Annotated in this window: 25 protein-coding genes; 9 read left to right on the top strand and 16 right to left on the bottom strand. The window is 65.9% G+C overall.

The window, feature by feature from the left end:
- Window positions 1–16 precede the first annotated feature (16 nt).
- Genes folP through WKW77_RS01910 form a run of 3 tightly spaced genes read left to right on the top strand, consistent with a single transcriptional unit; the run spans window position 17 to window position 2,696 of the window.
- Window positions 17–877 (top strand): dihydropteroate synthase, encoded by an 861-nt coding sequence (gene folP / locus WKW77_RS01920; protein ID WP_340355133.1) that lies wholly within the window; start codon window positions 17–19, stop codon window positions 875–877.
- Window positions 874–2,208, top strand: a complete 1,335-nt coding sequence (gene glmM, locus WKW77_RS01915) for a phosphoglucosamine mutase (protein ID WP_340355132.1) — start codon at window positions 874–876, stop codon at window positions 2,206–2,208. The genes folP and glmM overlap by 4 nt, the downstream gene beginning before the upstream one ends.
- Window positions 2,205–2,696 carry a GNAT family N-acetyltransferase gene (locus WKW77_RS01910; protein WP_340355131.1) on the top strand — a complete coding sequence of 164 codons (492 nt, stop codon included), beginning with the start codon at window positions 2,205–2,207 and terminating at the stop codon, window positions 2,694–2,696. Before glmM ends, WKW77_RS01910 begins: the two co-directional genes overlap by 4 nt.
- A 52-nt stretch (window positions 2,697–2,748) precedes the next feature.
- Here the strand turns inward: WKW77_RS01910 and WKW77_RS01905 are convergent, their stop codons facing one another.
- The 5 genes from WKW77_RS01905 to WKW77_RS01885 all read right to left on the bottom strand — a co-directional run bounded on the left by WKW77_RS01905 (window position 2,749) and on the right by WKW77_RS01885 (window position 8,337).
- Window positions 2,749–4,020: an acyl-CoA dehydrogenase family protein gene (locus tag WKW77_RS01905; RefSeq protein WP_340355130.1), complete on the bottom strand. Its 1,272-nt coding sequence runs from the start codon at window positions 4,018–4,020 to the stop codon at window positions 2,749–2,751.
- Window positions 4,021–4,141: 121 nt separating this feature from the next.
- A complete protein-coding gene (locus tag WKW77_RS01900; RefSeq protein ID WP_340355129.1) occupies window positions 4,142–5,230 on the bottom strand; it encodes a phosphotransferase in 1,089 nt (362 codons plus the stop codon).
- Between the two features lie 11 nt (window positions 5,231–5,241).
- Window positions 5,242–5,961 carry a Crp/Fnr family transcriptional regulator gene (locus WKW77_RS01895; RefSeq protein WP_340355128.1) on the bottom strand — a complete coding sequence of 240 codons (720 nt, stop codon included), beginning with the start codon at window positions 5,959–5,961 and terminating at the stop codon, window positions 5,242–5,244.
- Between the two features lie 55 nt (window positions 5,962–6,016).
- Window positions 6,017–6,796, bottom strand: a complete 780-nt coding sequence (locus WKW77_RS01890) for an oxepin-CoA hydrolase, alternative type (RefSeq protein WP_340355127.1) — start codon at window positions 6,794–6,796, stop codon at window positions 6,017–6,019.
- A 20-nt stretch (window positions 6,797–6,816) separates the two neighbouring features.
- The gene (locus WKW77_RS01885; RefSeq protein WP_340355126.1) at window positions 6,817–8,337 is read right to left on the bottom strand and encodes a 3-hydroxyacyl-CoA dehydrogenase; all 1,521 of its coding nucleotides are present in this window, start codon (window positions 8,335–8,337) and stop codon (window positions 6,817–6,819) included.
- Window positions 8,338–8,483: 146 nt separating this feature from the next.
- Between WKW77_RS01885 and WKW77_RS01880 the strand changes: the two genes are divergently transcribed.
- Window positions 8,484–10,625: a type IV pilus assembly protein FimV gene (locus WKW77_RS01880; protein ID WP_340355125.1), complete on the top strand. Its 2,142-nt coding sequence runs from the start codon at window positions 8,484–8,486 to the stop codon at window positions 10,623–10,625.
- Here the strand turns inward: WKW77_RS01880 and WKW77_RS01875 are convergent.
- From WKW77_RS01875 to lexA, 4 genes are all read right to left on the bottom strand, one after another.
- A complete protein-coding gene (locus tag WKW77_RS01875) occupies window positions 10,615–11,787 on the bottom strand; it encodes an MFS transporter (RefSeq protein WP_340355124.1) in 1,173 nt (390 codons plus the stop codon). The two genes, WKW77_RS01880 and WKW77_RS01875, sit on opposite strands and share 11 nt — an antisense overlap.
- Window positions 11,784–12,791 (bottom strand): D-2-hydroxyacid dehydrogenase family protein, encoded by a 1,008-nt coding sequence (locus WKW77_RS01870; RefSeq protein WP_340355123.1) that lies wholly within the window; start codon window positions 12,789–12,791, stop codon window positions 11,784–11,786. Before WKW77_RS01870 ends, WKW77_RS01875 begins: the two co-directional genes overlap by 4 nt.
- Window positions 12,792–12,875: 84 nt before the next feature.
- Complete coding sequence (locus WKW77_RS01865) at window positions 12,876–13,217, bottom strand: hypothetical protein (RefSeq protein WP_340355122.1); 342 nt, start codon at window positions 13,215–13,217, stop codon at window positions 12,876–12,878.
- Between the two features lie 146 nt (window positions 13,218–13,363).
- Window positions 13,364–14,038: a transcriptional repressor LexA gene (lexA, locus tag WKW77_RS01860; RefSeq protein ID WP_340355121.1), complete on the bottom strand. Its 675-nt coding sequence runs from the start codon at window positions 14,036–14,038 to the stop codon at window positions 13,364–13,366.
- Between the two features lie 74 nt (window positions 14,039–14,112).
- On the opposite strand from lexA, the gene WKW77_RS01855 reads away from it, so the two are divergent.
- From WKW77_RS01855 to WKW77_RS01845, 3 genes are read left to right on the top strand one after another with little or no spacing between them, the layout of a single operon-like run.
- The gene (locus WKW77_RS01855) at window positions 14,113–15,093 is read left to right on the top strand and encodes an asparaginase (RefSeq protein ID WP_340355120.1); all 981 of its coding nucleotides are present in this window, start codon (window positions 14,113–14,115) and stop codon (window positions 15,091–15,093) included.
- 21 nt (window positions 15,094–15,114) lie between these two features.
- Complete coding sequence (locus WKW77_RS01850) at window positions 15,115–15,531, top strand: hypothetical protein (protein WP_340355119.1); 417 nt, start codon at window positions 15,115–15,117, stop codon at window positions 15,529–15,531.
- Window positions 15,532–15,546: 15 nt separating this feature from the next.
- Entirely contained in the window at window positions 15,547–16,017 is a 471-nt protein-coding gene (locus tag WKW77_RS01845) for a DUF6152 family protein (protein WP_340355118.1), read from the top strand.
- Here the strand turns inward: WKW77_RS01845 and adk are convergent, their stop codons facing one another.
- The 6 genes from adk to WKW77_RS01815 form a co-directional block, all read right to left on the bottom strand.
- On the bottom strand, window positions 16,018–16,674 hold the full coding sequence (adk, locus tag WKW77_RS01840) for an adenylate kinase (protein ID WP_340355117.1): 657 nt from the start codon (window positions 16,672–16,674) through the stop codon (window positions 16,018–16,020).
- 107 nt (window positions 16,675–16,781) lie between these two features.
- Entirely contained in the window at window positions 16,782–17,549 is a 768-nt protein-coding gene (kdsB, locus tag WKW77_RS01835) for a 3-deoxy-manno-octulosonate cytidylyltransferase (protein ID WP_340355116.1), read from the bottom strand.
- Window positions 17,550–17,551: 2 nt separating this feature from the next.
- The gene (locus WKW77_RS01830; RefSeq protein ID WP_088956854.1) at window positions 17,552–17,734 is read right to left on the bottom strand and encodes a Trm112 family protein; all 183 of its coding nucleotides are present in this window, start codon (window positions 17,732–17,734) and stop codon (window positions 17,552–17,554) included.
- Window positions 17,715–18,704 (bottom strand): tetraacyldisaccharide 4'-kinase, encoded by a 990-nt coding sequence (lpxK, locus tag WKW77_RS01825; protein ID WP_340355583.1) that lies wholly within the window; start codon window positions 18,702–18,704, stop codon window positions 17,715–17,717. The genes WKW77_RS01830 and lpxK overlap by 20 nt, the downstream gene beginning before the upstream one ends.
- Window positions 18,701–19,126: an ExbD/TolR family protein gene (locus WKW77_RS01820; RefSeq protein WP_340355582.1), complete on the bottom strand. Its 426-nt coding sequence runs from the start codon at window positions 19,124–19,126 to the stop codon at window positions 18,701–18,703. Before WKW77_RS01820 ends, lpxK begins: the two co-directional genes overlap by 4 nt.
- A gap of 2 nt (window positions 19,127–19,128) precedes the next feature.
- A complete protein-coding gene (locus WKW77_RS01815) occupies window positions 19,129–19,761 on the bottom strand; it encodes a MotA/TolQ/ExbB proton channel family protein (RefSeq protein ID WP_340355115.1) in 633 nt (210 codons plus the stop codon).
- Window positions 19,762–20,073: 312 nt separating this feature from the next.
- Between WKW77_RS01815 and xseA the strand changes: the two genes are divergently transcribed.
- Window positions 20,074–21,387 carry an exodeoxyribonuclease VII large subunit gene (xseA, locus tag WKW77_RS01810; protein WP_340355114.1) on the top strand — a complete coding sequence of 438 codons (1,314 nt, stop codon included), beginning with the start codon at window positions 20,074–20,076 and terminating at the stop codon, window positions 21,385–21,387.
- A 48-nt stretch (window positions 21,388–21,435) separates the two neighbouring features.
- A complete protein-coding gene (locus WKW77_RS01805) occupies window positions 21,436–22,017 on the top strand; it encodes a Fe-Mn family superoxide dismutase (RefSeq protein WP_340355113.1) in 582 nt (193 codons plus the stop codon).
- A gap of 69 nt (window positions 22,018–22,086) precedes the next feature.
- Here WKW77_RS01805 and WKW77_RS01800 read toward each other — a convergent pair whose 3' ends face one another.
- Complete coding sequence (locus WKW77_RS01800) at window positions 22,087–22,536, bottom strand: DUF192 domain-containing protein (protein WP_340355112.1); 450 nt, start codon at window positions 22,534–22,536, stop codon at window positions 22,087–22,089.
- Window positions 22,537–22,688: the final 152 nt, after the last annotated feature.

Below are 22,688 nucleotides of genomic sequence, written 5' to 3'. Positions count from 1 at the left end.
TTCGTTGGGACGCGGCATGACGGCAGTCTGGCAAACCACGCGATTCGCGATCGACCTTGCACGTCCGCAGGTCATGGGCATCGTCAACGTCACGCCTGATTCGTTCTCCGACGGCGGCGCACACGCTTCGACGCATGCAGCGCTTCTTCACTGCGAGCAGTTGATCGAGGAGGGCGCGGACATCCTCGACATCGGTGGTGAGTCGACGCGGCCGGGGAGTCCCGCGGTGCCTCTGGAGGAAGAGCTGGCGCGTGTCGTTCCGGTCGTGCGCGAAGCCCTCAGGCTGCGCGTGCCGGTTTCGGTCGACACCTACAAGCCTGAAGTGATGCACGCGGTGCTGGAACTCGGCGCGGACATCATCAATGACATCTGGGCCCTGCGCCGGCCCGGCGCGCTGGAGGTCGTCTGCGCGCACCCGGCATGTGGGGTTTGCCTGATGCACATGCACCGCGATCCGCAGACCATGCAGGTTGCGCCGATGAGCGGGGACGTGGTCCCCGCAGTGCGCGAATTCCTCGAACTGCAGGTCACGGCGCTGACGAACCGTGGCGTGCGGCCGGAGCGCATCGTCCTCGATCCCGGCGTGGGATTCGGCAAGACGGTCCGGCAGAATTTCGCGCTTCTCGCCAGGCAGGCCGAATTGCTGGGTTCGGGCCTGCCACTGCTGGCAGGTTGGTCGCGAAAGTCGTCGCTGGGTGCGGTGACCGGCATCGAAGCGGCCGGCGAGCGGATGGTGCCCAGCGTGGCCGCCGCAGTCCTGGCTGTGGACAAGGGGGCGGCGATCGTTCGCGTGCACGACGTACGCGAAACCGTCGCGGCGCTGGCCGTCTGGCAAGCGATGAACAGAGAACGACACAGAGAGGAAACTCGACAATGACAAGGCAGTATTTCGGTACCGACGGCATTCGCGGCACCGTCGGGCAGGCGCCCATCACCCCCGACTTCGTGCTGCGCCTGGCGCATGCGGTAGGGCGGGTGCTCAAGCAGTCGGAATCGCGGCCGACCGTGCTGATCGGCAAGGACACGCGTATCTCCGGCTACATGCTCGAATCGGCGCTGGAGTCGGGATTCAATTCGGCGGGTGTGGACGTGGTGCTGCTCGGCCCGCTGCCGACGCCGGGCGTCGCGTATCTCACGCGTGCCCAGCGCGCGAGCCTCGGCGTGGTGATCAGCGCGAGCCACAACGCCTTTCCGGACAACGGCATCAAGTTCTTCAGCGCGCACGGCACCAAGCTCAGCGACGAGTGGGAGTTGGCGGTGGAAGCCGCCCTGGAACAGGCGCCGGTGTGGGTCGACTCGCGCAGTCTCGGCAAGGCGCGGCGCCTCAACGATGCGCCGGGACGCTACATCGAGTTCTGCAAGAGCACCTTTGCCAACGACCTGACCCTGAAGGGGCGCAAGCTGGTTGTCGATGCGGCGCACGGGGCGGCCTACCAGGTGGCACCGTCCGTCTTCCATGAACTGGGCGCCGAGGTGACCAGCATCGGCTGCGCGCCCGATGGCCTGAACATCAACAAGGGCTTCGGCGCGACGCACCCGCAGGCGCTGATCGAAGCGGTCAAGGCGCAGGGCGCCGACTACGGTATCGCACTCGACGGCGACGCCGATCGTCTGCAGCTCGTGGATGCGAGCGGACGCCTCTTCAATGGCGACGAGCTGGTCTACCTGATGGCGATGGAGCGTGTCGCGCGCGGCGAGAAACCCGCCGGCGTGGTCGGCACCCTGATGACCAACAAGGCGGTGGAGGTGGCGTTGAAGGCCCAGGGCATCGAGTTCGTTCGGGCGCGCGTGGGCGACCGCTATGTGCTCGAGGAACTCGGCAAGCGCAACTGGCTGCTCGGCGGCGAGGGCTCGGGCCATCTGCTGGCGCTTGATCGCCATACGACGGGCGACGGCATCGTCAGCGCGCTTCAGGTCCTGCAGGCGTGTGTCCGAAGCGGTCGGACCGTGGCCGAATTGCTCGAGGGCGTGAAGCTCTTTCCGCAGACGCTGATCAATGTGCGTCTTGCCGGGGATCAGGACTGGAAGTCCAACCGGACGCTCGCCGCCGAGATCGAACGGGTAGAGGCCGAACTGGGCGATGCAGGCCGCGTGCTGATCCGCGCCAGTGGCACCGAGCCATTGCTGCGCGTGATGGTCGAGGCGAAAGACGCCGCGCAGTCCGAGGCGTGCGCCAAGCGCCTGGTCGCCGCCGTGGAGGCTGCATGAGCCAGCCCGCGATCGGGGTTCGACTCGCGGACTACCGCAATGCGTCGGATGCTCGGGCAGTCGTGGCGCTGTTGGATGCGTACGCGCGCGACCCCGCGGGCGGCGGCACGCCGCTGGCACCGGACGTGCTGGCCGGACTGCCGGATGCGCTGGCTGCGCGCCCGCAGGCTTTCAGCGTGCTCGCCTACGACGGCGAGCAGCCGGTCGGGCTCGTCAACTGCATCGAGGGCTTCTCGACCTTCGCCTGCAAGCCGCTGGTCAACGTGCACGACGTGGTGGTGCTCGCGAGCCATCGGGGCCGGCGCGTGACGCAGCGCATGCTGGCCCGCGTCGAACAGGAGGCGCGGGTGCGCGGCGCCTGCAAGCTGACGCTCGAGGTGCTGTCGGGCAATGGGAGCGCGCTGCGCGCCTATGAGCGCGAGGGCTTTGCGGGCTACCAGCTCGATCCCGCGTACGGCACCGCGATGTTCCTGCAGAAGAAGCTGTAAAAAAGCCGCCGGCACCTCGCGGTGCGGCGGCCCGTGCCGGAAGGAACGGCGCTCAGAAGCGCGTGACGGGCATCGTGTCGTCGGTCTTGCCCGTGCCGTACTTGCCCAGCTCCCACTTGGCGATCGCATTGCGGTGCACCTCGTCCGGGCCGTCCGCGAAGCGCAGCGTGCGAGCGCCGGCATAGGCGTAGGCGAGCGGGAAGTCGTCGCACATGCCGCCGCCGCCGTGCACCTGCATGGCCCAGTCGATCACCTGGCAGGCCATGTTCGGCGCGACCACCTTGATCATCGCGATCTCGGTCTTCGCGACCTTGTTGCCGGCCACGTCCATGAGCCAAGCCGCCTTCAGCGTCAGCAGGCGGGCCATGTCGATCTTGCAGCGCGCCTCGGCGATGCGCTCCTGGGTCACCGTCTGCGATGCGACGGTCTTGCCGAAGGCCACGCGCGAGCTGGCGCGCTTGCACATCAGTTCGAGCGCGCGCTCGGCCAGGCCGATCAGGCGCATGCAGTGGTGGATGCGGCCCGGGCCGAGGCGGCCTTGGGCGATCTCGAAGCCGCGGCCTTCACCGAGCAGCATGTTGCCGACCGGCACGCGCACGTTCTCGAAGTACATCTCGACGTGGCCGTGCGGCGCATCGTCATAGCCCATGACGTTGAGCGGACGCGCGATGCGGATGCCCTTCGTGTCCGCCGGCACGATGATCATGCTCTGCTGCGAATGCTTGGGTGCATCGGGATCGGTCTTGCCCATGGTGATGAAGACCTTGCAGCGCGGATCGGCCGCACCGGAGATCCACCACTTGCGGCCGTTGATGACGTATTCGTCGCCCTGGCGTTCGATGCGCGTCGCTATGTTCGTCGCGTCGCTCGATGCGACTTCGGGCTCGGTCATCGCGAAGGCGGAACGGATCTCGCCTTCGAGCAGCGGCTTGAGCCAGCGCGCCTTGATCTCCTCGGAGCCGTAGCGCGCGATGGTTTCCATGTTGCCGGTGTCCGGTGCCGAGCAGTTGAACGCCTCGCTGGCCCATGGCACGCGACCCATGATCTCGGCGAGCGGTGCGTATTCCTGGTTGGTGAGGCCCGCGCCTTCGTAGCCGGATGCGGCCGCGCTGTCGACCGGCAGGAAGAGGTTCCAGAGACCCTGGGCCTTGGCCTTCGCCTTGACCTTTTCCACCACGTTGAGTGCGCTCCAGCGCTTGCCTGCGGCGGTGTTGGCCGCCAGCTCGGCCGCGTACTCGGCCTCAGCCGGGTAGATGTTTTCTTCCATGAAGGCGGTGACGCGCTTCTGCAAGTCTTTGGTTTTGGCCGAGTATTCGAAGTCCATTTCGTCTCCTGGTGAGTAAGCGTTCAGGCGGCCGCCGCCGGGCCGCCCCAAGGCGAGCCGCGCCTTCCCCTCGGGGGGTGGCGAATTGCACGTAGCGCAGCGAAGTGAAAAGCCGGGGGGCTCATGCTTTTTCTGCGAATTGCCACGCCATTTCGGCCATCGGTCGCGCTCCGCGGCCGGAGGCCACGGCCTGTTCGCTCGAGGCGGTGCCGGCCTCGACCCGCTTGGCGATGCCTTGCAGGATGGCCGCCATGCGGAACAGGTTGTAGGCCTGGTAGAAGTTCCAGTCGGGCGCCAGCGCTTCGGGCGTGGTGATGCCGGTGCGCTCGCAGTACTTGCGGATGTATTCGCTCTCGGTGGGGATGCCGAGGCTTTGGAGGTCAAGGCCGCCGATGCCGCGGAACGCCCCGGGCGGGATGTGCCACGACATGCAGTGGTAGCTGAAGTCCGCCAGCGGGTGGCCGAGCGTGGAAAGCTCCCAGTCGAGCACCGCGATCGCACGCGGCTCGGTGGCGTGGAACATCAGGTTGTCGAGGCGGAAGTCGCCGTGGACGATCGAGCTCATCTTCTCGTCGCGGGCGCTCGCCGGAATGTGCGCTGGCAGCCATTCCATCAAGCGGTCCATCTCGGGGATCGGCTGCGTGATCGAGGCGACGTATTGCTTGCTCCAGCGGCCGATCTGGCGCTCGAAATAGTTGCCGGGCTTGCCGTAGTCGGCGAGGCCGCGTTCGGCGAACTTCACCGTGTGCAGTGCGGCGATCACCCGGTTCATCTCGTCGTAGATCGCGCTTCGTTCGGTGTTGCTCATGCCCGGCAGGGACTGGTCCCACAGCACCCGGCCTTGCATGAATTCCATGATGTAGAAGGCGCGGCCGATGACCGATTCGTCCTCGCACAGGCAGTACATCCGCGGCACCGGCACGTCGGTGCCGGCGAGGCCGCTCATGACCTTGAACTCGCGCTCGACCGCATGTGCGGAAGGCAGCAGCTTGGCAACCGGGCCCGGCTTCGCGCGCATCACGTAGCTCAGCGTGGGCGTCACCAGCTTGTAGGTCGGGTTGGACTGCCCGCCCTTGAACATCTCCACCGTCAGAGGGCCCTTGAAGCCGCCCAGGTTCTTTTCGAGCCAGGCGGTCAGTGCGCCGACGTCGAACTGGTGCTGGGGGGAGATGGCACGCGTGCCGACGAATTTGTCGAAGTCCTGGGTCATGGCTCTGGGATTTATTGATCGGCTTCAGAAATGCGCATCAGCGCGGCCCGGTCGAGCACCACCAGTCCGCCCGGTTCGATGCGGATCGCTTCCTCGCGCTCCATGGCCTTGAGTTCCTGGTTGACCCGTTGGCGCGAGGCGCCGAGCAGCTGCGCGAGTTCTTCCTGAGCCAGATGCAGGCCGATCCGCATCTGGCTGCCATCCGCGAGGTTCGGCACGCCGTAGCTGCGCACCAGATGGATGAGCTGCTTCGCCAGCCGCGCGCGCAGGGGCAGAGTGTTCAGGTCCTCGACCAGGCCGAAGAGCTGCCGGATGCGCCGCGCCTGCAGCCGCATCAGCGCTTCGTAGAGCTCGACGTGGCTGGCGAGGATCTTCTGGAAGTCCGCGCGCGCCACGCAAAGGATCGTGGAGTCGCCGTGCGCGTACGCATCGTGCGTGCGCCTGTCCCCATCGAACATCGCCACGTCGCCGAACCAGATGCCCGGCTCCACATAGGTCAGCGTCACCTGCTTGCCCGACACCGCGGTCGAGCTCACGCGGACCGCGCCCTTGGCGCAGGCGATCCACTGCTCGGGCGGATCGCCGCGCGCGCAGATCAGGTCGCCGTCCTTGTATCGCTTGACGAATGCACATCGGAGAATGTCGTGCCGCAGTGATGGAGAGAGAGAAGAAAACCAGCGACCACCATTGATCGCTTCACGTTCTTCGATGGTAAGAATGGGGTCGTCCATGGACTGTCCTGTCGGTGACTGAAATGCCTCGGGTTGTCACGAGAGCGACGCCGCGCTATTCGTAGCGCGGGGTCTCTTTGGAAAGGAATGCCGCGATGCCGATGCCGGCATTGGCGTGATGCAGGTTGCGCACGAAGTGGTCGCGCTCCTGCGAGAGATGCGAGACGAGCGATGCGCCCCGTGCTTCGCCGAGCAGCTCCTTGATGCTCGCCATCGAGTTCGGTGCGCGCGCGTTGATCTTTGCCGCCAGTGCAAGGGCGCCCGCGAGTGCTTGCCCGTTCTCGGTCAGCTCGTTGACGAGGCCCAGCTCGTGCAGGCGCGCGGGTTCGAGCCGCTCGCCCAGCATGAGCCACTCGCTCGCGAGCTGGCGAGGCAGCGCGCGCGCCAGATGCCAGCTCAGCCCCCCGTCCGGCGAGAGCGCGACGTTGCTGTAGGAAGCGGCGAATACCGCGTCGCGCGCCGACACCACGAGGTCGCAGGCCATTGCGAGGGAAAACCCCGCGCCGGCCGCCGCACCTTCGACCGCGGCGATGACGGGCTTGGGGAAAGTCCGGATCGTGTCGATCCAGGTGTGCAGCGCCTCGATGCTTTCAGCCTGGACCGAGGGGTCGAGTGCGCGGTTGTTCTGCAACCGCTGCAGCGAGCCGCCGGCGCAGAACCATTTGCCTTCGCCGACCATGATCACGCTGCGAATCTCGGCGTTGTTCTCGGCGCCGTTGAAGGCCTCGATGCCGGCCGCGTACATCTCGGGACCGAGCGCATTGCGCTGCGATGGGTTGGACAGGGTCAGCACCATGGTGCTGCCTTCGGTGGTGCTCTTGAGTTCTGCGGTCATGGTTGTCGTCTCTTTGGTCTCTAGTCTTCTCGATGGGTGAGGCTCAGTCCGAGCGCGCCGCGGCGGCGCAGCCAGGGACTCGGCCGATAGCGCGGATCACCGTACACGGTCTGGAGGTTGAACAGGATTTCCAGCATGTTGGTCGGACCATAAAGGTCGCCCATCGCCAGCGGCCCTTGCGGATAACCGAGGCCGAGCCGCACCGCCAGATCCAGATCGGCCGGCGTGCAGACGCCTTGCTGGCACATGTCGCACGCGATGTTGACGATGGTTGCCACGACGCGCTGAGTGACGAAGCCGCCGCTGTCGCGGATCACGCTGACCGCCTTGCCGTCGCGCGCGAACAGCGCATGGGCCGCATCGCGGATGTCGCGGCGCGTGGCCGGGTTGGTGGCGAGCACCCGCCGCTTGGTGGCCGCATCGTCGACCATCATGTCGATGCCGACGGTGCGGGTGGCGTCGAGGCGGTCGACCGCCGCGACCGTCGTGACGTCGAAGCCCAGTGGCGCGACGAGGATCAGGGCGCTGGAGGAGGGTGCCGCGCCGCTTTCGAGTTGGGCGCCGAGCGCATGCACCAGCTTCAGCAGTTCGGGGCGCCGTGCCGCGCGCGGCGATACCCAGACCGGCGGCATCGTGTCGACCGCAGGCACCGGCGGTTCCGCGACTTGCTGCATCGCACCGTCGGGGTACCGGTAGAACCCCTCGCCGCTCTTGCGGCCCAGCGCGCCGGCCGCGAGTCGCTGTGCAGTGATCACGCTGGGGCGATAGCGCGGCTCCTCGTAGTACTGGCGGTAGATGGATTCCATCACCGGGTGCGACACGTCGAGTGCCGTGAGGTCGAGCAGTTCGAACGGGCCGAGCCGGAAACCGGCCTGGTCCTTGAGGATGCGGTCGATGGTGGCGAAGTCGGCGACGCTTTCCCCGGCGATGCGCAGCGCCTCGGTGCCGTAGCCGCGGCCCGCGTGATTCACGATGAACCCGGGCGTGTCCTTGGCCTGCACCGGGCTGTGGCCCATCTGCGTGGCGTAGCCGGCCAGCTTGCGGCAGACCTCGGGATCGGTCTTGAATCCAGCGACCACTTCGACCACCTTCATGAGCGGGACCGGATTGAAGAAGTGGAAGCCCGCCATGCGTTCCTGATGCTTGAGCGCCGTCGCGATGGCCGTGACCGAAAGCGACGATGTGTTGCTGACCAGCGTTGCCGATGGGGAGACCACGGCCTCGATGTCGCGGAACAGCGCACGCTTGACCTCGATGTCCTCGACGATCGCCTCGATCACCAGGTCGCAGCTCGCGAGGTCCTGCATCGAACCCGCGACGTGCACGCGGCCGGAGAGCGCTTCGAGTTGCGCCGCGTCGAGCTTGCCTTTCTCCTGCAGCTTTCGCCATTGGGCGAGGATCGCGTCGCGGCCTCGCCCGGCGGCTCCTTCGAAGCTGTCCAGCAGCAGGACCTCGCTTCCGGCCTGTGCTGCGATCTGGGCGATGCCTCGTCCCATGGCGCCTGCGCCGATCACGGCGGTCTTGGAAAAGTTCACAGTCATTTGATAATTGTCTCTCGGTGAATAGGGGGGCCTGACCACCATGTCAGAATGCGTCAACTTTTGATTGCTCTTCTCGTCCCATTTTGCAACTCCCACGCTTAGCGGTGAGCTTGCTCCTCCTCGGAGTCGCTCTCGAATCACCCGCCTTGACGATCGGGCGCCCGCAAGGTGCTGTCTGGATCGGCAAGCCGATCGACATGGTGATTCCCCTTGCGCTCGACGCGGCAGAAGCCGGTGGGTCCTTGTGTCTCGGGGCTGATGTGCTGCAGGGCGACACGCCCATGCTCGAACGCCGGGTGACCGTCTCCCTCGAGTCCGGCAGCACTCCTGGCAATTCCAGCATTCGCGTGCGCACGACCGTGCCGGTCGACGAGCCCGTCGTCACCATCACCGTGCGTGCGGGTTGCGACATGAAGTCGACGCGCAGCTATGTGCTCCTGGCTGACGTGCCTTCGGATGTCACGCCTCCGGGTGTGGCGATGGCGGGGGCGCGACCGTCGTCCGATGCGGTGCCGGCGCAGAGACAGTCCGCGCGGCCCGCATCTCGGATGGCGGGCGGGGGCGGCGGTGGTGCCGCGAGCCCCGACGGGTCGGGAAGTGCGACGGCGCGCCGCGCCGCGGCCCGTTCTTCAGCGGAACGTGAAAACACCGCCCAGGCCGCACCGCAGGCCAGTGCCCCTGTCGCGCCAGCACCGCGCCGCGCCGCGCCGGTCCTCCCGCGTGCGGTGCCCGCCGCTCGGCCGACGCCGGCCGTTCCGACAAAGACCGAATCCGTCGCGACAGGCCCCAGGCTGCAGGTCGAAGCGCTCGAGCCCGAGCCGGCCAAGGACAACGGGCTGAAGACCACCACCCAACTCGTGCCGCCACCGGTCGAGGATCCAGCGCGCCGCGCCGCTGCCGCTGCGCTCTGGGGCGCGATGAATCCTGCCGCCGAACAGGCACAGCGCGAGAACCAGCGCAACAAGGAGCTCGAAGCCACGCTGGCCGCGTTGCGCGAACAGACCGCGCAGAACCAGCGCGCGCTCCTCGAACTGCGCAGCGAGCTCGCCCAGGCTCGCGAAAGCCAATTCCGCAATCCGCTGGTCTACGCGCTGATTGCCGGGCTGCTGCTGGCACTCTTCGCTCTTCTGCTCTTGTGGCGCGCGAATCGCCGCGCCGCGGCCACTGCATGGTGGCGCGAATCGGTGCTTCAGCCCGAAGGCGAAGACAAGTCCAAGCGGCTGCGACGCCACGGCGGGCTGCTCGATGAGGGTGAATCGGAATCGGACCCCGATTCGGAGCACGAACCGCCGAAGAAGCGCACGCTCGGCATGACGACCTTTGGCGCCTCGCCCTTTGCGCCGCTGGCGGCGGACGACGATGACGAGACCGGCCCGCCGCCGCCCGCCGCACGGCCGATCGAAGGCGTCGCAGCCCGGCCCGTCAACACTGAAGAACTGTTCGACGTGCAGCAGCAGTCGGATTTCTTTCTCTCGCTCGGACAGCAGGACCAGGCGATCGACGTGCTGCGCGAGCACATCGCCGCCAATCCGGGGACGAGCGCGCTGGCGTATCTCGACCTGCTGCGCATCTACCATTCGCTCGACCGCCGCGAGGACTACGCGCATCTCGCCGAGGAGTTCGAACGGGCCTTCAATGCGGATGTTCCGCCGTTCGACAAGTACACCGATGCAGGCAGGGGCCTGGAGCACTATCGCAGCGCGCTGGCGCGCATCGAATCGCAATGGCCCGCGCCGAGCACGCTGGCGCTGATCGAGGAGCTGATCTTCCGCAAGCCCGGCGTCCACGAGGATGGCGCCTTCGATCTCACGGCGTACCAGGAGCTGCTGCTTCTCTACGCGCTGGCCAAGGAGGTGATCGAGCCCGAGCCCGACGCCGTGCCGCCCGCGGCAGTGGCGCCTGCGCCGTTCACGGACACCCATTCGGCGACCGCCACCGCCCCGCTCTGGCCCGACACGATGCCACCTGTCATGCATGACGGTCCGACGCTGCCCCCCTCGATCTATGGTTCGATCGACGACAGGCTGCATCACGACACGGTGATGGCCCCTGACGCACCGGTCGTGCCGGTGCCCGGCGAGGAGCGGGAGGCTCCGCCGCGAGCCGTGCCGCCGCCGGAGCTGGACCTTGCGGAGTTCGACAAGACGGCCTACGAAACCATGCCGACACCGATCGAGCCTTCGAAGCCACCGGCCCCGTCGAGCGATCCGCATATCATCGATTTCGACCTTTTCGATCCGGCCACCGAGGCCGAGATCGCGCCGAAGACGAAGTCGATCAAGCGCTGATGGCCGGTGCGCGCCTCTGCGCCCTGTCCACCGAGGCGCTCAGCGCGATCGCGGCGAGCACTGTCGCGAAGCCGACCCAGTTCATCCAGCCGATTGCACCGTTCGCAAGCAGCCAGCCGCCGGCGCCGGCGCCGATCGCCTGGCCGATGTAGATCCCGGAACTGTTCAGCGCCACCGAGCCCGGCGCAAGCGCGGGGGACAGCGACACCAGCCGTGCCTGCTGCGCTGAATTGGTCGCAAAGCAGCCCAGCCCCCACGGTGTGAGCAGGACGGCCAGCCAGGCCAGGCTGACACCCAGAGGCCAGAGAAGCAGGCTCAGCGCGATCAGCGCGGTCGTCAGCAAGACCATGCGCGACGCGCCGAGGCGATCGACATAGCGGCTCACCAGCATGTTGCCCACCACGCCACAGGCTCCGAACCATGCCCAGATCAGCCCGAGCTGCGTCGCATCGGCGCCCAGCCGCTCCTTCAGGACCGGGGCGAAGTAGCTGAACAGCACGAACTGGCCGGAGCCCTGAAGCGCCGTCACGCAGACGACGCCCATGAGCAGCGGGCTCTTGAAGACGCGCGCCCACGCATCGCGCGAGAGCGCGGCGGGGCGGATGCCGGACGGCAGCTTGAGCCAGATCCACCCCGCGCTCATCAACGAAAGCAGCGCAATGGTGGCGAAGGCTGCGCGCCAGCCCAGATGGCCTCCGATCATGGCGCCAAGGGGCAGACCCAGCACCGAAGCCATGGACCAGCCCAGGAAGACGAAGGTCACGGCGCGCCCCCGCTGCTCTGGCGGCACCAGCAGTCCTGCGCACGCGGCCGCCTGCGCCGTGAAGATCGCCGGCGCGATCACCGTCAGCATGCGAACCGGCAGCAGGGCGCCAAAAGTCGGCATCAACGTGGAGACCAGGTGGCCTAAGGCGTACCAGAGCATCGTGCAGGCCAGCAGCACGCGCCGGTCCCAACCGGCGACCACTGCGGCCAGCAGCGGCGCGCCGACGCACATCACCACGGCGGCGGCAGTGATGAGCTGGCCGGCGGTCGCCGCACCGATCTGGAACGACGAACTGAGCTCGTTGAGCGTGCCGGGCACCACCATGACGCCCGTGCCGATGACGAAGTTGCCCGCCAGCAGGGCCCACAGGGCGGCTGGCAGTGCGGGCTGCTTCAACGGCGGACCTGCAGCGCGCCGGGATTGACGATGTTCGTCGGATTGCCCTTGATGAAGCTCACGACGTTGTCGAACGCCTGCCCGAAGTACATCTCGTAGCTCTCCTGCTCGACGTAGCCGATGTGCGGCGTGCAGATGCAGTTCTCGAGGCGGAGCAGCGCATGGCCCTGCAGCGGCGGTTCGCTTTCGAAGACATCGATGGCCGCCAGACCCGGCCGGCCGCGGTTGAGCGCCGCAAGGAGAGCATCCTGCTCGACCAACTCGGCACGCGAGGTGTTCACGAACAGGGAGGTCGGCTTCATGCGCGACAGATCCTCGAGCGTGACGAGCGCACGCGTTTCCTCGGTAAGTCGGAGATGGACCGACAGCACGTCGGCTGCGGCGAAGAAGGATTCGCGATTCGGCGCGACCTGAAAGCCATCGGACCGCGCCTTGGCCACGCTCTGCTCGCGTCCCCAGATGACCACCTGCATGCCGAACGCCTGGCCGTAGCGCGCGACCAATTGCCCGATGCGTCCGTAGCCCCAGACGCAGAGCGTCTTGCCCTTGAGCACCGAACCCAGCCCGAAATTTGCCGGCATGGATGCCGACTTGAGCCCCGACTGCTGCCAGGCGCCGTGCTTCAGGTTGCTGATGTACTGGGGCAGGCGACGCATTGCCGCCATGATGAGCGCCCAGGTGAGCTCAGCCGGCGCTTGCGGAGACCCGGTGCCTTCGGCCACTGCGATGCCGAGCTCGGAACACGCGTTCACGTCGATGTGGCTGCCGACGCGGCCGGTCTGGGAGATGAGCCTCAGCTTGGGCAGCTTCTCGATCAGCTGCCGCGAAATGTGGGTGCGCTCGCGGATCAGAACGATCACTTCGGCATCCTTGAGTCGAACCGAAAGCTGACCGATACCCTTGACGGTGTTCGTATAGACCTTGGCTGCATAGGCATCGAGCTTGGAGGCGCATTGCAGCTTGCGTACCGCGTCTTGGTAGTCGTCGAGGATCACAATGTTCATGGCTTCCATTGTGCCTTGCACGACCCATCGGCTGTGTCGGTGCATTGCCCGGCGTCGCGCATCGCACGCAACGCCGGGGCGGCTTCAATGCACCCGGGCGCAATGGCCCGCCGCGTCCGCTGCTTCGAGCGCGGCCAGTCGATCAAGCTCCGCACACACGTCCGCCATGCGACCGGAGATGACCACACGGCCCGGGTGCCGATGTGGCTGCTGGGCATCGACCATCCGGACGACACGCAGCGGCCGCGCGCCTCCGGACGCATCCCGGGTCGCGGAGCTCTGCCGCGATGCACAGCTTGGGCGGACGCCGACGTAGCGCAATCCGGATGAGTTGATGTGACGCGAGCGCCGTGCCGGTATCCACCGATCGGCCAGCGACTGCAGGGGCGTGAACAGGTCGACGATGCTGAGAAGAGCGATTCCCATGTGAACTCCAGAAGGTAGAGATTGAACACAGGCAGGATTGCTTTCATTGCCCCGACAGGGTGATGGCTCATGCCATACGCCCGCCACCTGTCGCGGCCGGTGATGAGACCAACGCGGCTTTTGCTGCGCCGACCTGCATGGATTGGCTACATCAGCATCGTGTTGCGAATCAGCCCGACTGCGAGGCCTTCGATCTCGAAGGGCTCTCCTGGCTGGACGAAGATGGTGGGGTAGTCCGGGTTTTCAGCGTGCAGTTCGATGACCTGCTTGTTGCGCTTGAGGCGCTTGACGGTGACCTCGTCACCGAGGCGAGCGACCACGATCTGCCCGTTACGGGCCTCCTTGGTGGCCTGCACGGCGAGAAGGTCGCCATCCATGATGCCGGCGTCGCGCATCGACATGCCGCGCACCTTGAGGAGATAGTCAGGCTGGCGCTGGAACAGCGTGTTCTCGACGTAGTAGGTCTGATCGATGTGTTCCTGCGCGAGGATAGGCGAGCCGGCGGCGACGCGGCCGATCAGGGGCAGCGCAAGCTGCGCCATGCCAGGCAGGGACAGCGAATACTGGTTGTTCCGCGATTCGTTGAGCGCGCGCAGCGCTTCGCCCTTGAGGCGTATGCCTCGCGAGGTGCCGCTCACCAGTTCGATGACGCCCTTGCGAGCCAGTGCCTGCAGATGTTCTTCCGCCGCATTGGCCGACTTGAAGCCCAGTTCGGCCGCGATTTCGGCGCGAGTCGGCGGTGCGCCCGTGCGGGCGATGGCGCTTTGAATCAAGTCCAGAATCTGCTGCTGACGGGCGGTAAGCTTGACGGCGAACTGCATGGTGGCTCCTGAAAGGGACTGGGTGCATATCCAGTACCTGTATTTTTAACCAGTTTCCCTGGGATTGGCAAGCAATGCGCGAAAACATTCAAGGCGGCACGCGCCGGGTTGTCGTTCTTGGCACCGGCGGCACGATTGCAGGACGTGCCAGCCAGGCGGGTGACAACATCGGCTATACCGCCGGTCAGGTGGGTGTGGCGGATCTGCTGGGCGGCATCGAGGCGCCTGAAGGCGTTGCACTTCTTGCGGAGCAGGTGTCGCAGATCGACAGCAAGGACATGAGCTTTGCGATCTGGCAGAAGCTGGCACAGCGGTGCGCGTATTGGCTCGCAGAAGCGGATGTGGCGGGCATCGTCATCACGCACGGGACCGACACGTTGGAGGAGACCGCCTTCTTTCTCCAATCGGTGCTGGCGCCCTCCAAGCCCGTCGTGCTGACCTGTGCGATGCGTCCGGCGACCGCACTGGCGCCCGACGGTCCGCAGAATGTGCGCGACGCCATCGTGGTCGTCGCGACGCCGGGCGCGCGAGGCGTGGTGGCGGTTTGCGCGGGCACCGTGCATGGCGCCGCCGATGTGCAGAAGGTTCATACCTATCGTCTCGATGCCTTCGACTCCGGGGATGCTGGCCCGTTGGCCTACGTGGAGGAGGGGGCTGTTCTGGCGTTGCGCAACTGGCCCGAGCCTCAGCTCGCAACGCCCGTCTTCGATCGTGTCGTCAGCGCGGCATCATGGCCGCGCATCGAGATCCTGGTGAGCCACGCCGAGGCGCGGGGCACGATCGTCGATGCATTGGTCGCCGAACGCAAGCGAGGTGCTCCCGACGCCGTGCAGGGCATCGTGCTTGCCGCAACGGGCAATGGCACGCTGCACCATGCGCTGGAGGCGGCCGCACTGCGCGCGCAGGCCGAAGGGATCGCCGTCGTGCGCGCGACCCGCTGCTTGAAGGGACGCATTCTTCCGAAGACGGGCGAAACCTTGCGCGACGCGGGCGGGCTGACGCCGGTCAAGGCGCGTATCGCGTTGGCGCTTGAGCTTCTCTCCAGCCGTGCGTAGTCCTCTCGACGGAGCCGGCCGATGCTCGACGCACTGCGCACCACCACCTGGGCATATCCGGCGCTGGAGGCCGTGCACATCGTTGGGATCGCGCTGCTGCTGGGCAATCTCGTGGCGCTCGAGATGAGAGTGTTCGGACGGGCGGCCGCGCTCCCTGTGCATGGCGTGGCGCGGCTGTCGCTGACCATCGCCTTGAGCGGCTTCGCGCTCGCAGCAGCCAGCGGTGCACTGATGTTTGCGACCCAGCCCTCCGAGTTGCTCGCGAACCGGGCTTTCCTCGTGAAGATGGGGCTTCTGGTGGCTGCCGGCTGCAACGCCTTCTGGTTTCACGCCCGAGGCTCGCTTGGCAAACTCGACTCGATGGCGCGGATACAGATGTTGTCGTCCACTGCGATCTGGCTGGCCGTGGTGTTCTGCGGCCGATGGATTGCCTACTGATCGAAAGGATCCCGCATGAAACGCCGCAGCCTCGTACTCGCCGCTGCATCCGTCCCCGCGACGATGTCGTCCGCCTGGGCGCACCACGGATGGGGCAGCTTCGACCAGGATCGGCCCCTTTATCTCGAAGGCAAGGTGGTGAGCGTGAAGTGGCAGAACCCGCACGTCGAACTCATGGTCGAGGTGCCGCCGGATCTGAAGGTGCCGGCGGACTTGCCGAAGCGCGCCTTGCCTGCACAGACCTCGCCCGTGGACGGAGCCGCGCTGCTCGCCAAGGCGGCGCTGCCGGGCCGCACCGCGCGTCAGTGGGAGTTCGAACTGGCGCCACTCACCCGAATGGAGGCCTGGAAGATCCCGGAGATCAAGCCGGGCACGCAGGTGGCTGCGGTCGGCTTCGGGCAAAAGGAGGATAAAGAGGCAGTGATCCGCGTCGAGTACCTGTTCGTCGACGGGAGGGTGTACGGGCTGCGTTCCAGCCCGGCCTGATCAGCTCGCCAGCGCGGCAAGCGCACGCTGCGTGATTTCGTCGACGGTGCCGACGCCGCTGATGGAGCGGTACTTCGGCGCCGCAGCGGGCTCGACTTTGGCCCACTGGGAGTAATAGTCGACCAGCGGACGGGTCTGCTGGCTGTAGACGTCAAGCCGCTTGCGGACGGTTTCTTCCTTGTCGTCTTCGCGCTGGATCAGGTCTTCGCCCGTCACGTCGTCCTTTCCGTCGACCTTCGGCGGATTGAACTTCAGGTGATAGGTGCGCCCGGATGCCGGATGCGAGCGGCGACCGCTCATGCGATCGATGATGTCGGAGAAGGGGACGTCGATCTCGAGGACGTAGTCGAGCTTGACGCCCGCGGCGCGCATCGCCTCGGCCTGCGGGATGGTTCGCGGAAAGCCGTCGAACAGGAAGCCTTGCGCGCAATCCGCCTGCGCAATCCGCTCCTTCACGAGGTTGATGATCAGGTCATCGCTGACCAGGGCGCCCGAAGCCATCACGGCTTCGGCCTGCTTGCCTAGCGGTGTGCCGGCCTTGACCGCCGCGCGGAGCATGTCGCCAGTGGAAATCTGGGGGATGCCGTATTTCTGGCAAATGAAGGCCGCCTGAGTGCCTTTGCCCGCCCCGGGTGCGCCCAACAATATCAGTCTCATGGTGTCCTCGAAGGTTTTTTTGGATTTCTGTCGCGCCGTGCTGATCACGAGTGGCGTCAATGGCGGAGTTCCTTTGAGGATAGCATGGCCCCTCGGCGGGCCCGGCGCTAAGGTGCCGCGAAGAGGGCTCGGACGCGCGCGAGGTCCTCTGGGGTGTCGATGCCGGGGCCGGGCGCGTGCTCGCTGACGTGCACGGCGATGCGATGACCATGCCAGAGTGCGCGCAACTGCTCGAGCGCCTCAGTGCCTTCCACCGGCGCCGGAGGAAGGCTCGGAAACTGCCGAACGAAGCCGGCGCGGTAGCCGTAGATGCCGATGTGCCGCAGGGCGGGCGGCGAGGGCGGCAGCTTGTTCGGCCCGGCATCCGCGAATCCGTCGCGCCACCAGGGGATCGGTGCGCGGCTGAAGTAGAGCGCGTAGCCATTCGCGTCCAGAACGGTCTTGACGACGTTCGGATTGGCGAACTCCTGCACCGAATCGATCGCATGCGCTGCGGTGCTCATGGCCGCCCCGGGATGGTCGGACAGCGTTTGCGCGACCGCATCGATCAGAGAAGGGTCGATCAGCGGTTCGTCGCCTTGGACGTTGACGACGATCGCGTCGTCCGACAAGCCGAGCTGGGCGCAGGCTTCCGACAGGCGATCGCTGCCGCTCGCATGGTCCTGGCGGGTGAGCAGGGCTTCGATGCCATGCGCCTTGCAGGCCTCGATGATGCGGGCGTCGTCACCCGCCACCACCACGCGCCCGGCCGCCGATTCGTGCGCGCGCTGCGCCACGCGCACCACCATGGGCAGACCGGCGATGTCGGCCAACGGCTTGTCCGGCAGCCGGGTCGAGGCCAGCCTTGCCGGGATCAGGACGATAAACCTGGTCAAGATCAAAGGCCCAGTTCTTCGTCCGTCAGGGGCCGTGCCTCGTTCTCGAGCAGCACCGGAATGCCGTCGCGCACCGGGTACGCCAGGCGGGCGCTGCGTGAGACGAGTTCCTGCTTCTCGGGATTCCAGGTGAGCGGTCCCTTGGTCACAGGGCAGACGAGCAGTTCAAGCAGCTTGGTATCCATCGGTCGATGATAGCTTTGCGTCGAGTGCGGAGAAGAAGGCTGCTTCGGGCTCGAACACCAGGGGCACGGCCAGCACATCCGGTGCCTTGCGCCAGAGTTTCACGGCGTCCTTCTCGGTGCAGAGCACCGTGCAGCCTTGCGCTGCAGCGGGCGCCCAATCCTCGAAATCGTGATGGTCCGGCAGCGCGATGCAATGTTCGAGGCGCAGGCCGTACTGGCGCAGCATGTCGAAGAAGGCCTCGGGCTTCGCGATGGCTGCGACAGCTGCAAGTTTCCGATCCGCAAGCTCGGCCAGCCGCACCTGGGAGCCGTCGCTCGTGAGCGCATGGTCGGCAAGCGACCGTTTGGCCGTGAACCCCGCGAAGGCCGGATGCCGGCCGGTGTGCAGTACGAGATCGCAGCTCCGAGGCCACTTCTCGCGCAGCGGTCCCGCGGGGAGCAGCCATGCATTGCCGACGCCACGGTCGTCGAAGACGCAGATCTCGACATCGCGCGCCATCGCGAGATGCTGCAGGCCGTCGTCGCTGACGATGACCCGGACCTCGGGATAGCGTGCACGAAGGGCTCGCGCGGCCTCGATGCGACGTTCGGCGACGAATAGCGGGGCGCCGGTCGAGCGCCGTATCAGCAACGGCTCGTCGCCCGCGTCGGCAGGAATACTGTCGTCCAGCACTTCGCGGCAGCCGGTGGTCGATCGGCCATAGCCGCGCGACACCACGCCCGCCCGAATACCCCGCGATTGCAGATGGCGCACGATGGCCATGACGACCGGCGTCTTTCCCGACCCGCCGGCGACCACATTGCCGACCACGATCACCGGCACGTCGACGCGTTCGGTCCGCAGGAGGCCGAGCCGGAAAAGGGCGCGCCGCAAAGCGGTCAGCCCACCGTAGAGCAGTGACAGCGGCCAGAGCAGCCGCGCCAGCGTGCCGCGTCGCAGCCAGGCGTGCTGCAACGAAGCCAAGGCTATCGTCCCGCCTGGGCGGCCGACTGCGTGGCGAAGGTGATCTGCATGAGGCCGGCTCGCCTTGCGGCCTCCATGACGGTGATCACGGATTGATGCGCCGCGCTGGCGTCGGCGCTGATGATGACGACGTTGTCCTTTGCCCCCGTGGCTGCAGCGCTCAGGGCCGCCGTGACTGCTTCGACGCTGCGATCGGGCAGAGGCGTCTTGTTGATCGCGTAGCGGCCATCGGCCGATACCGAGACGATCACTTCCTTGGGATAGTCGCGCGCCGCCTCGACATCGGCCACCGGCAGCCGAAGCTGCATCTCCGTGAACTTGCTGTAGGTGGTCGACAGCATCAGGAAGATCAGCACGACGAGCAGGACGTCGATGAACGGGATCAGGTTGATCTCCGGCTCGTCGCGCGAGCCGTGGCGGAAGTGCATTCTCATCGGCGCAGCGTATTCAGATGACGTGCGAAACGTTCGCCGGCGAGCTCGAGGTTGAGCAAATACTCATCGACCCGGCTTCGGAAATAGCGCCAGAAGATCAGCGTCGGAATCGCGATGATCAGACCGAACGCCGTGTTGTAGAGCGCGATCGAGATGCCGTGCGCGAGCTGGGCGGGATTGCCGGAGCCGACCGCGCCGCTGGAGGGCGATTGCGAGCCGAAGATCTCGATCATGCCGATGACCGTGCCGAGCAGGCCCAGCAGCGGCGCGGCGGAGGCGATCGTCGCGAGCGCGGGCAGATAGCGCTCGAGTCGATGCGCCACGATGCGCCCGGCAGCTTCCATCGAGACGCGAAGATCATCTTCGCTGGACGACGGATTGGAGTTCAAAGCCCGAAAGCCAGCGGCGAGGACTTCGCCGAGGCTGGAATTGCGCTCCAGCTTCGTCACGACGTCCGGGGCCGGAACGGAATTGCGAGAAACCGCGATGGCCTCGTCGAGCAACTTGGGTGGCAAGACTTTCGAGGTTTTCAGACTGGCGAAGCGCTCGATGACGAGTGCCAGGCCGATTACCGAACAGGCGAGCAGCGGCCAGATCGGCCAGCCCGCAGCAACTATGATGGAAAACAAATATTCCTCCGGCCCATCGACTGCAAATGCGCGGCGATTATCTACCGAGCCGGCACACGTTTCCGGTGTCCTTCACATGTAGGGATTGACGCACAGAAACTGTGGATAACTTTGTGATTAACGCGCAGAGCAACCCAGCCGGAGCCGCGCCAGATGGGCGCCTCACTGGATAGAGCGATATTTGAGCAGCACTTTTTCCAATGAAATCAATGGCTTGCACGAGAACATGTGCCTGTGATGCACATGGAGAGTTCCATCGAGGGGCCCCACGGCCGCTTGTGGAAGATTCGCAGCCTGTCACAGCGATGCGGCATGACCGAACGTGAGCAAACACCTGCGGGCGGCGTGCGCGTCTGGGCCGTGGGCGCACTATGTCGTGCGGTCGCGGACGCGCTCGAAGCGCGCTTCGACCCGGTTGTTGTCAGGGGCGAGATCTCGGGCTTTTCCAGAGCCTCGAGCGGCCACTGCTATTTTTCGCTGAAGGATCAGAACGGGCAGCTGCGCTGCGCCATGTTCCGTCGCGCGGCGGGTCTGCTCGACTTCACGCCGCGCGATGGCGACCAGGTCGAAGTGCGCGGCCGGCTCGGGCTCTACGAACCGCGCGGCGATTTGCAGCTGATCGTCGAGAGCCTTCGTCGCGCGGGGCAGGGTGCTTTGTTCGAGCAGTTTCTTCAGCGCAAGGCCAAGCTCGAGGCGGAGGGGCTTTTCGAGGCCGCGAGAAAGCGCCCGTTGACCGCGATGCCCCGGTCCATCGGCTTGGTGACGTCGCTCGGTGCCGCGGCGCTCCACGACGTGGTGACCGCGCTGAGGCGTCGCGTGCCCCATATTCCGGTGGTGCTCGCGCCGGCTGCAGTACAGGGCGCAAATGCGCCGGGCGATCTCGTGCGCTCGCTGGAGGCGCTCTATGCATTGAAGCCCCAGGTCGATGTCATCCTGTTGGTGCGTGGTGGCGGGTCGATCGAGGATCTCTGGGCCTTCAACGACGAAATGCTGGCGCGGACGATCGTCAAAAGTCCGGTGCCGCTCATCAGCGGCGTCGGCCACGAAACCGACTTCACGATCGCCGATTTCTGTGCCGACGTACGTGCGCCCACGCCGACTGCCGCCGCGGAACTCGTCGCCGCGCCGCGCGATGTCTGGCTCGGCGCACTGGAGCTGATCGAAGAGCGCCTGCGGGACGCGATCCTCGCGAGGATCGACGCGTCGAGCCAGCGGCTGGACGTTGCAGCGGGACGGCTCGGCCGTCCGTCCGAGCTGGTGGGGCGCCAGCGTCTGCGTCTGGCTCATCATGCCCAACGGATGCATTTCGCCGTGCAAGCAAAGACGGCGCGACTCGATCATGCGCAGCAGGTGCTGCAGACCGGGCTGCCTTCGCGGCTTCGCATGGCGCTCGATCGTCACCACGACTTGCTCAGCCGGGCATCGCTGCGTTTGAACCTGCTGGATCCGGCGCTCGTGCTTCAGCGGGGCTATGCGCTCATCACGGACGCGCAAGGGCATGCGGTCACCAGCGTCGATCGATTGGCGGCTGGCGACGAAGTGCAGGCGCATCTCGCCGATGGCCACGCCGATCTCAAGGTCCTGCGAACTGCGGCCAAAGAATTGCGTGCGACGTCAGGGGTGTGATTTCCTTTCTAGAATCAAACATCCCACAACCAACCCGAGAGCAAAAACATGGAACACGTTCTTCCTCCCCTGCCATACGCGATGGACGCCCTGGCGCCCGAGTACTCCAAGGAGACTCTCGAGTACCACTACGGGAAGCACCACAACGCCTACGTGGTGAATCTGAACAACCTGCAGAAGGGCACGGAGTTCGAAAACATGACGCTCGAGGACATCGTCAAGAAGTCCAGCGGCGGCATCTACAACAATTCGGCCCAGATCTGGAACCACACCTTCTTCTGGAACTGCATGAAGCCCGCGGGCGGCGGCGAGCCCGGTGGGGCGCTGGCCAAGGCGATCGATGCCAAGTGGGGCAGCTACGCGGCATTCAAGGAAGCGTTCGTCAAGTCTGCCGTGGGTAACTTCGGTTCCGGCTGGACCTGGCTGGTGAAGAAGGCGGACGGCTCCGTGGACATCGTGAATACCGGTGCCGCCGGCACACCGCTCACCACCGCCGACAAGGCGCTGCTGACCGTCGACGTCTGGGAACATGCCTACTACATCGACTATCGCAACCTGCGTCAGAAGTTCGTCGAGACCTTCCTCGCCAAGCTGGTGAACTGGAGCTTTGCCGAGAAGAACTTCGGTTGATTCCGGTTCTCCGCAATGACGAAAAAGCCGACCGCGGGTCGGCTTTTTCGTTGGCTTCGAGGCGTGGGGTTAGCGACTCTGTCCGAAGAGCTCGCTGCCGAGCTTCGTGCCGGCCTTGATGTTCTTACGCTCGAACCAGCCTTGGTTCATCTCGAGGACGAAGCGCACCGGTTCCTTGGAGCAGTGTGAATCTTCGGTCATCGGCTTCATGTCGGCGAGGTTCACGATGCGCCCGTCGTCCGCCACGAAGGCTGCGGAGAGGGGGATCAAGGTGTTCTTCATCCAGAAGCACTGGGTCGCCGGCTGCTCGAAGACAAAGATCATTCCTTCGGCCTGCGGCATTTCCTTGCGGAACATGAGGCCGGTCTGGCGCTGCTCGGCCGTTTTGGCGACTTGTGCATCGATTTGATACATCCCGGCCGTTATCCGGACATGAGGCAGATTGCTTTGCGGCTCCTGCGCGTGCGCAAAAATCAAAGACGTGGACAGCAGGAGAAGAGCGAATAAGCGCTGAAACATGGATCGGCTTTCAAACGGCAACACAAACAACAATGCCCGCGTCTGCGGGCATCGCCAATTGCCGCGAGCTTACCTCTAATTCGGGTCCAATTGCTGTCGGCTGGCTGACAGCCGAGTCAGTGGGATGAGCGAAAAAAAAGCGTTCCCATGGA

The sequence above is a fragment of the Variovorax ureilyticus genome, assembly GCF_037889935.1.
Taxonomy (GTDB): Bacteria; Pseudomonadota; Gammaproteobacteria; order Burkholderiales; family Burkholderiaceae_C; genus Variovorax; species Variovorax ureilyticus.
Note: the sequence above shows the minus strand (reverse complement) of the source record. Positions and strands in the feature narration are given on the sequence as shown.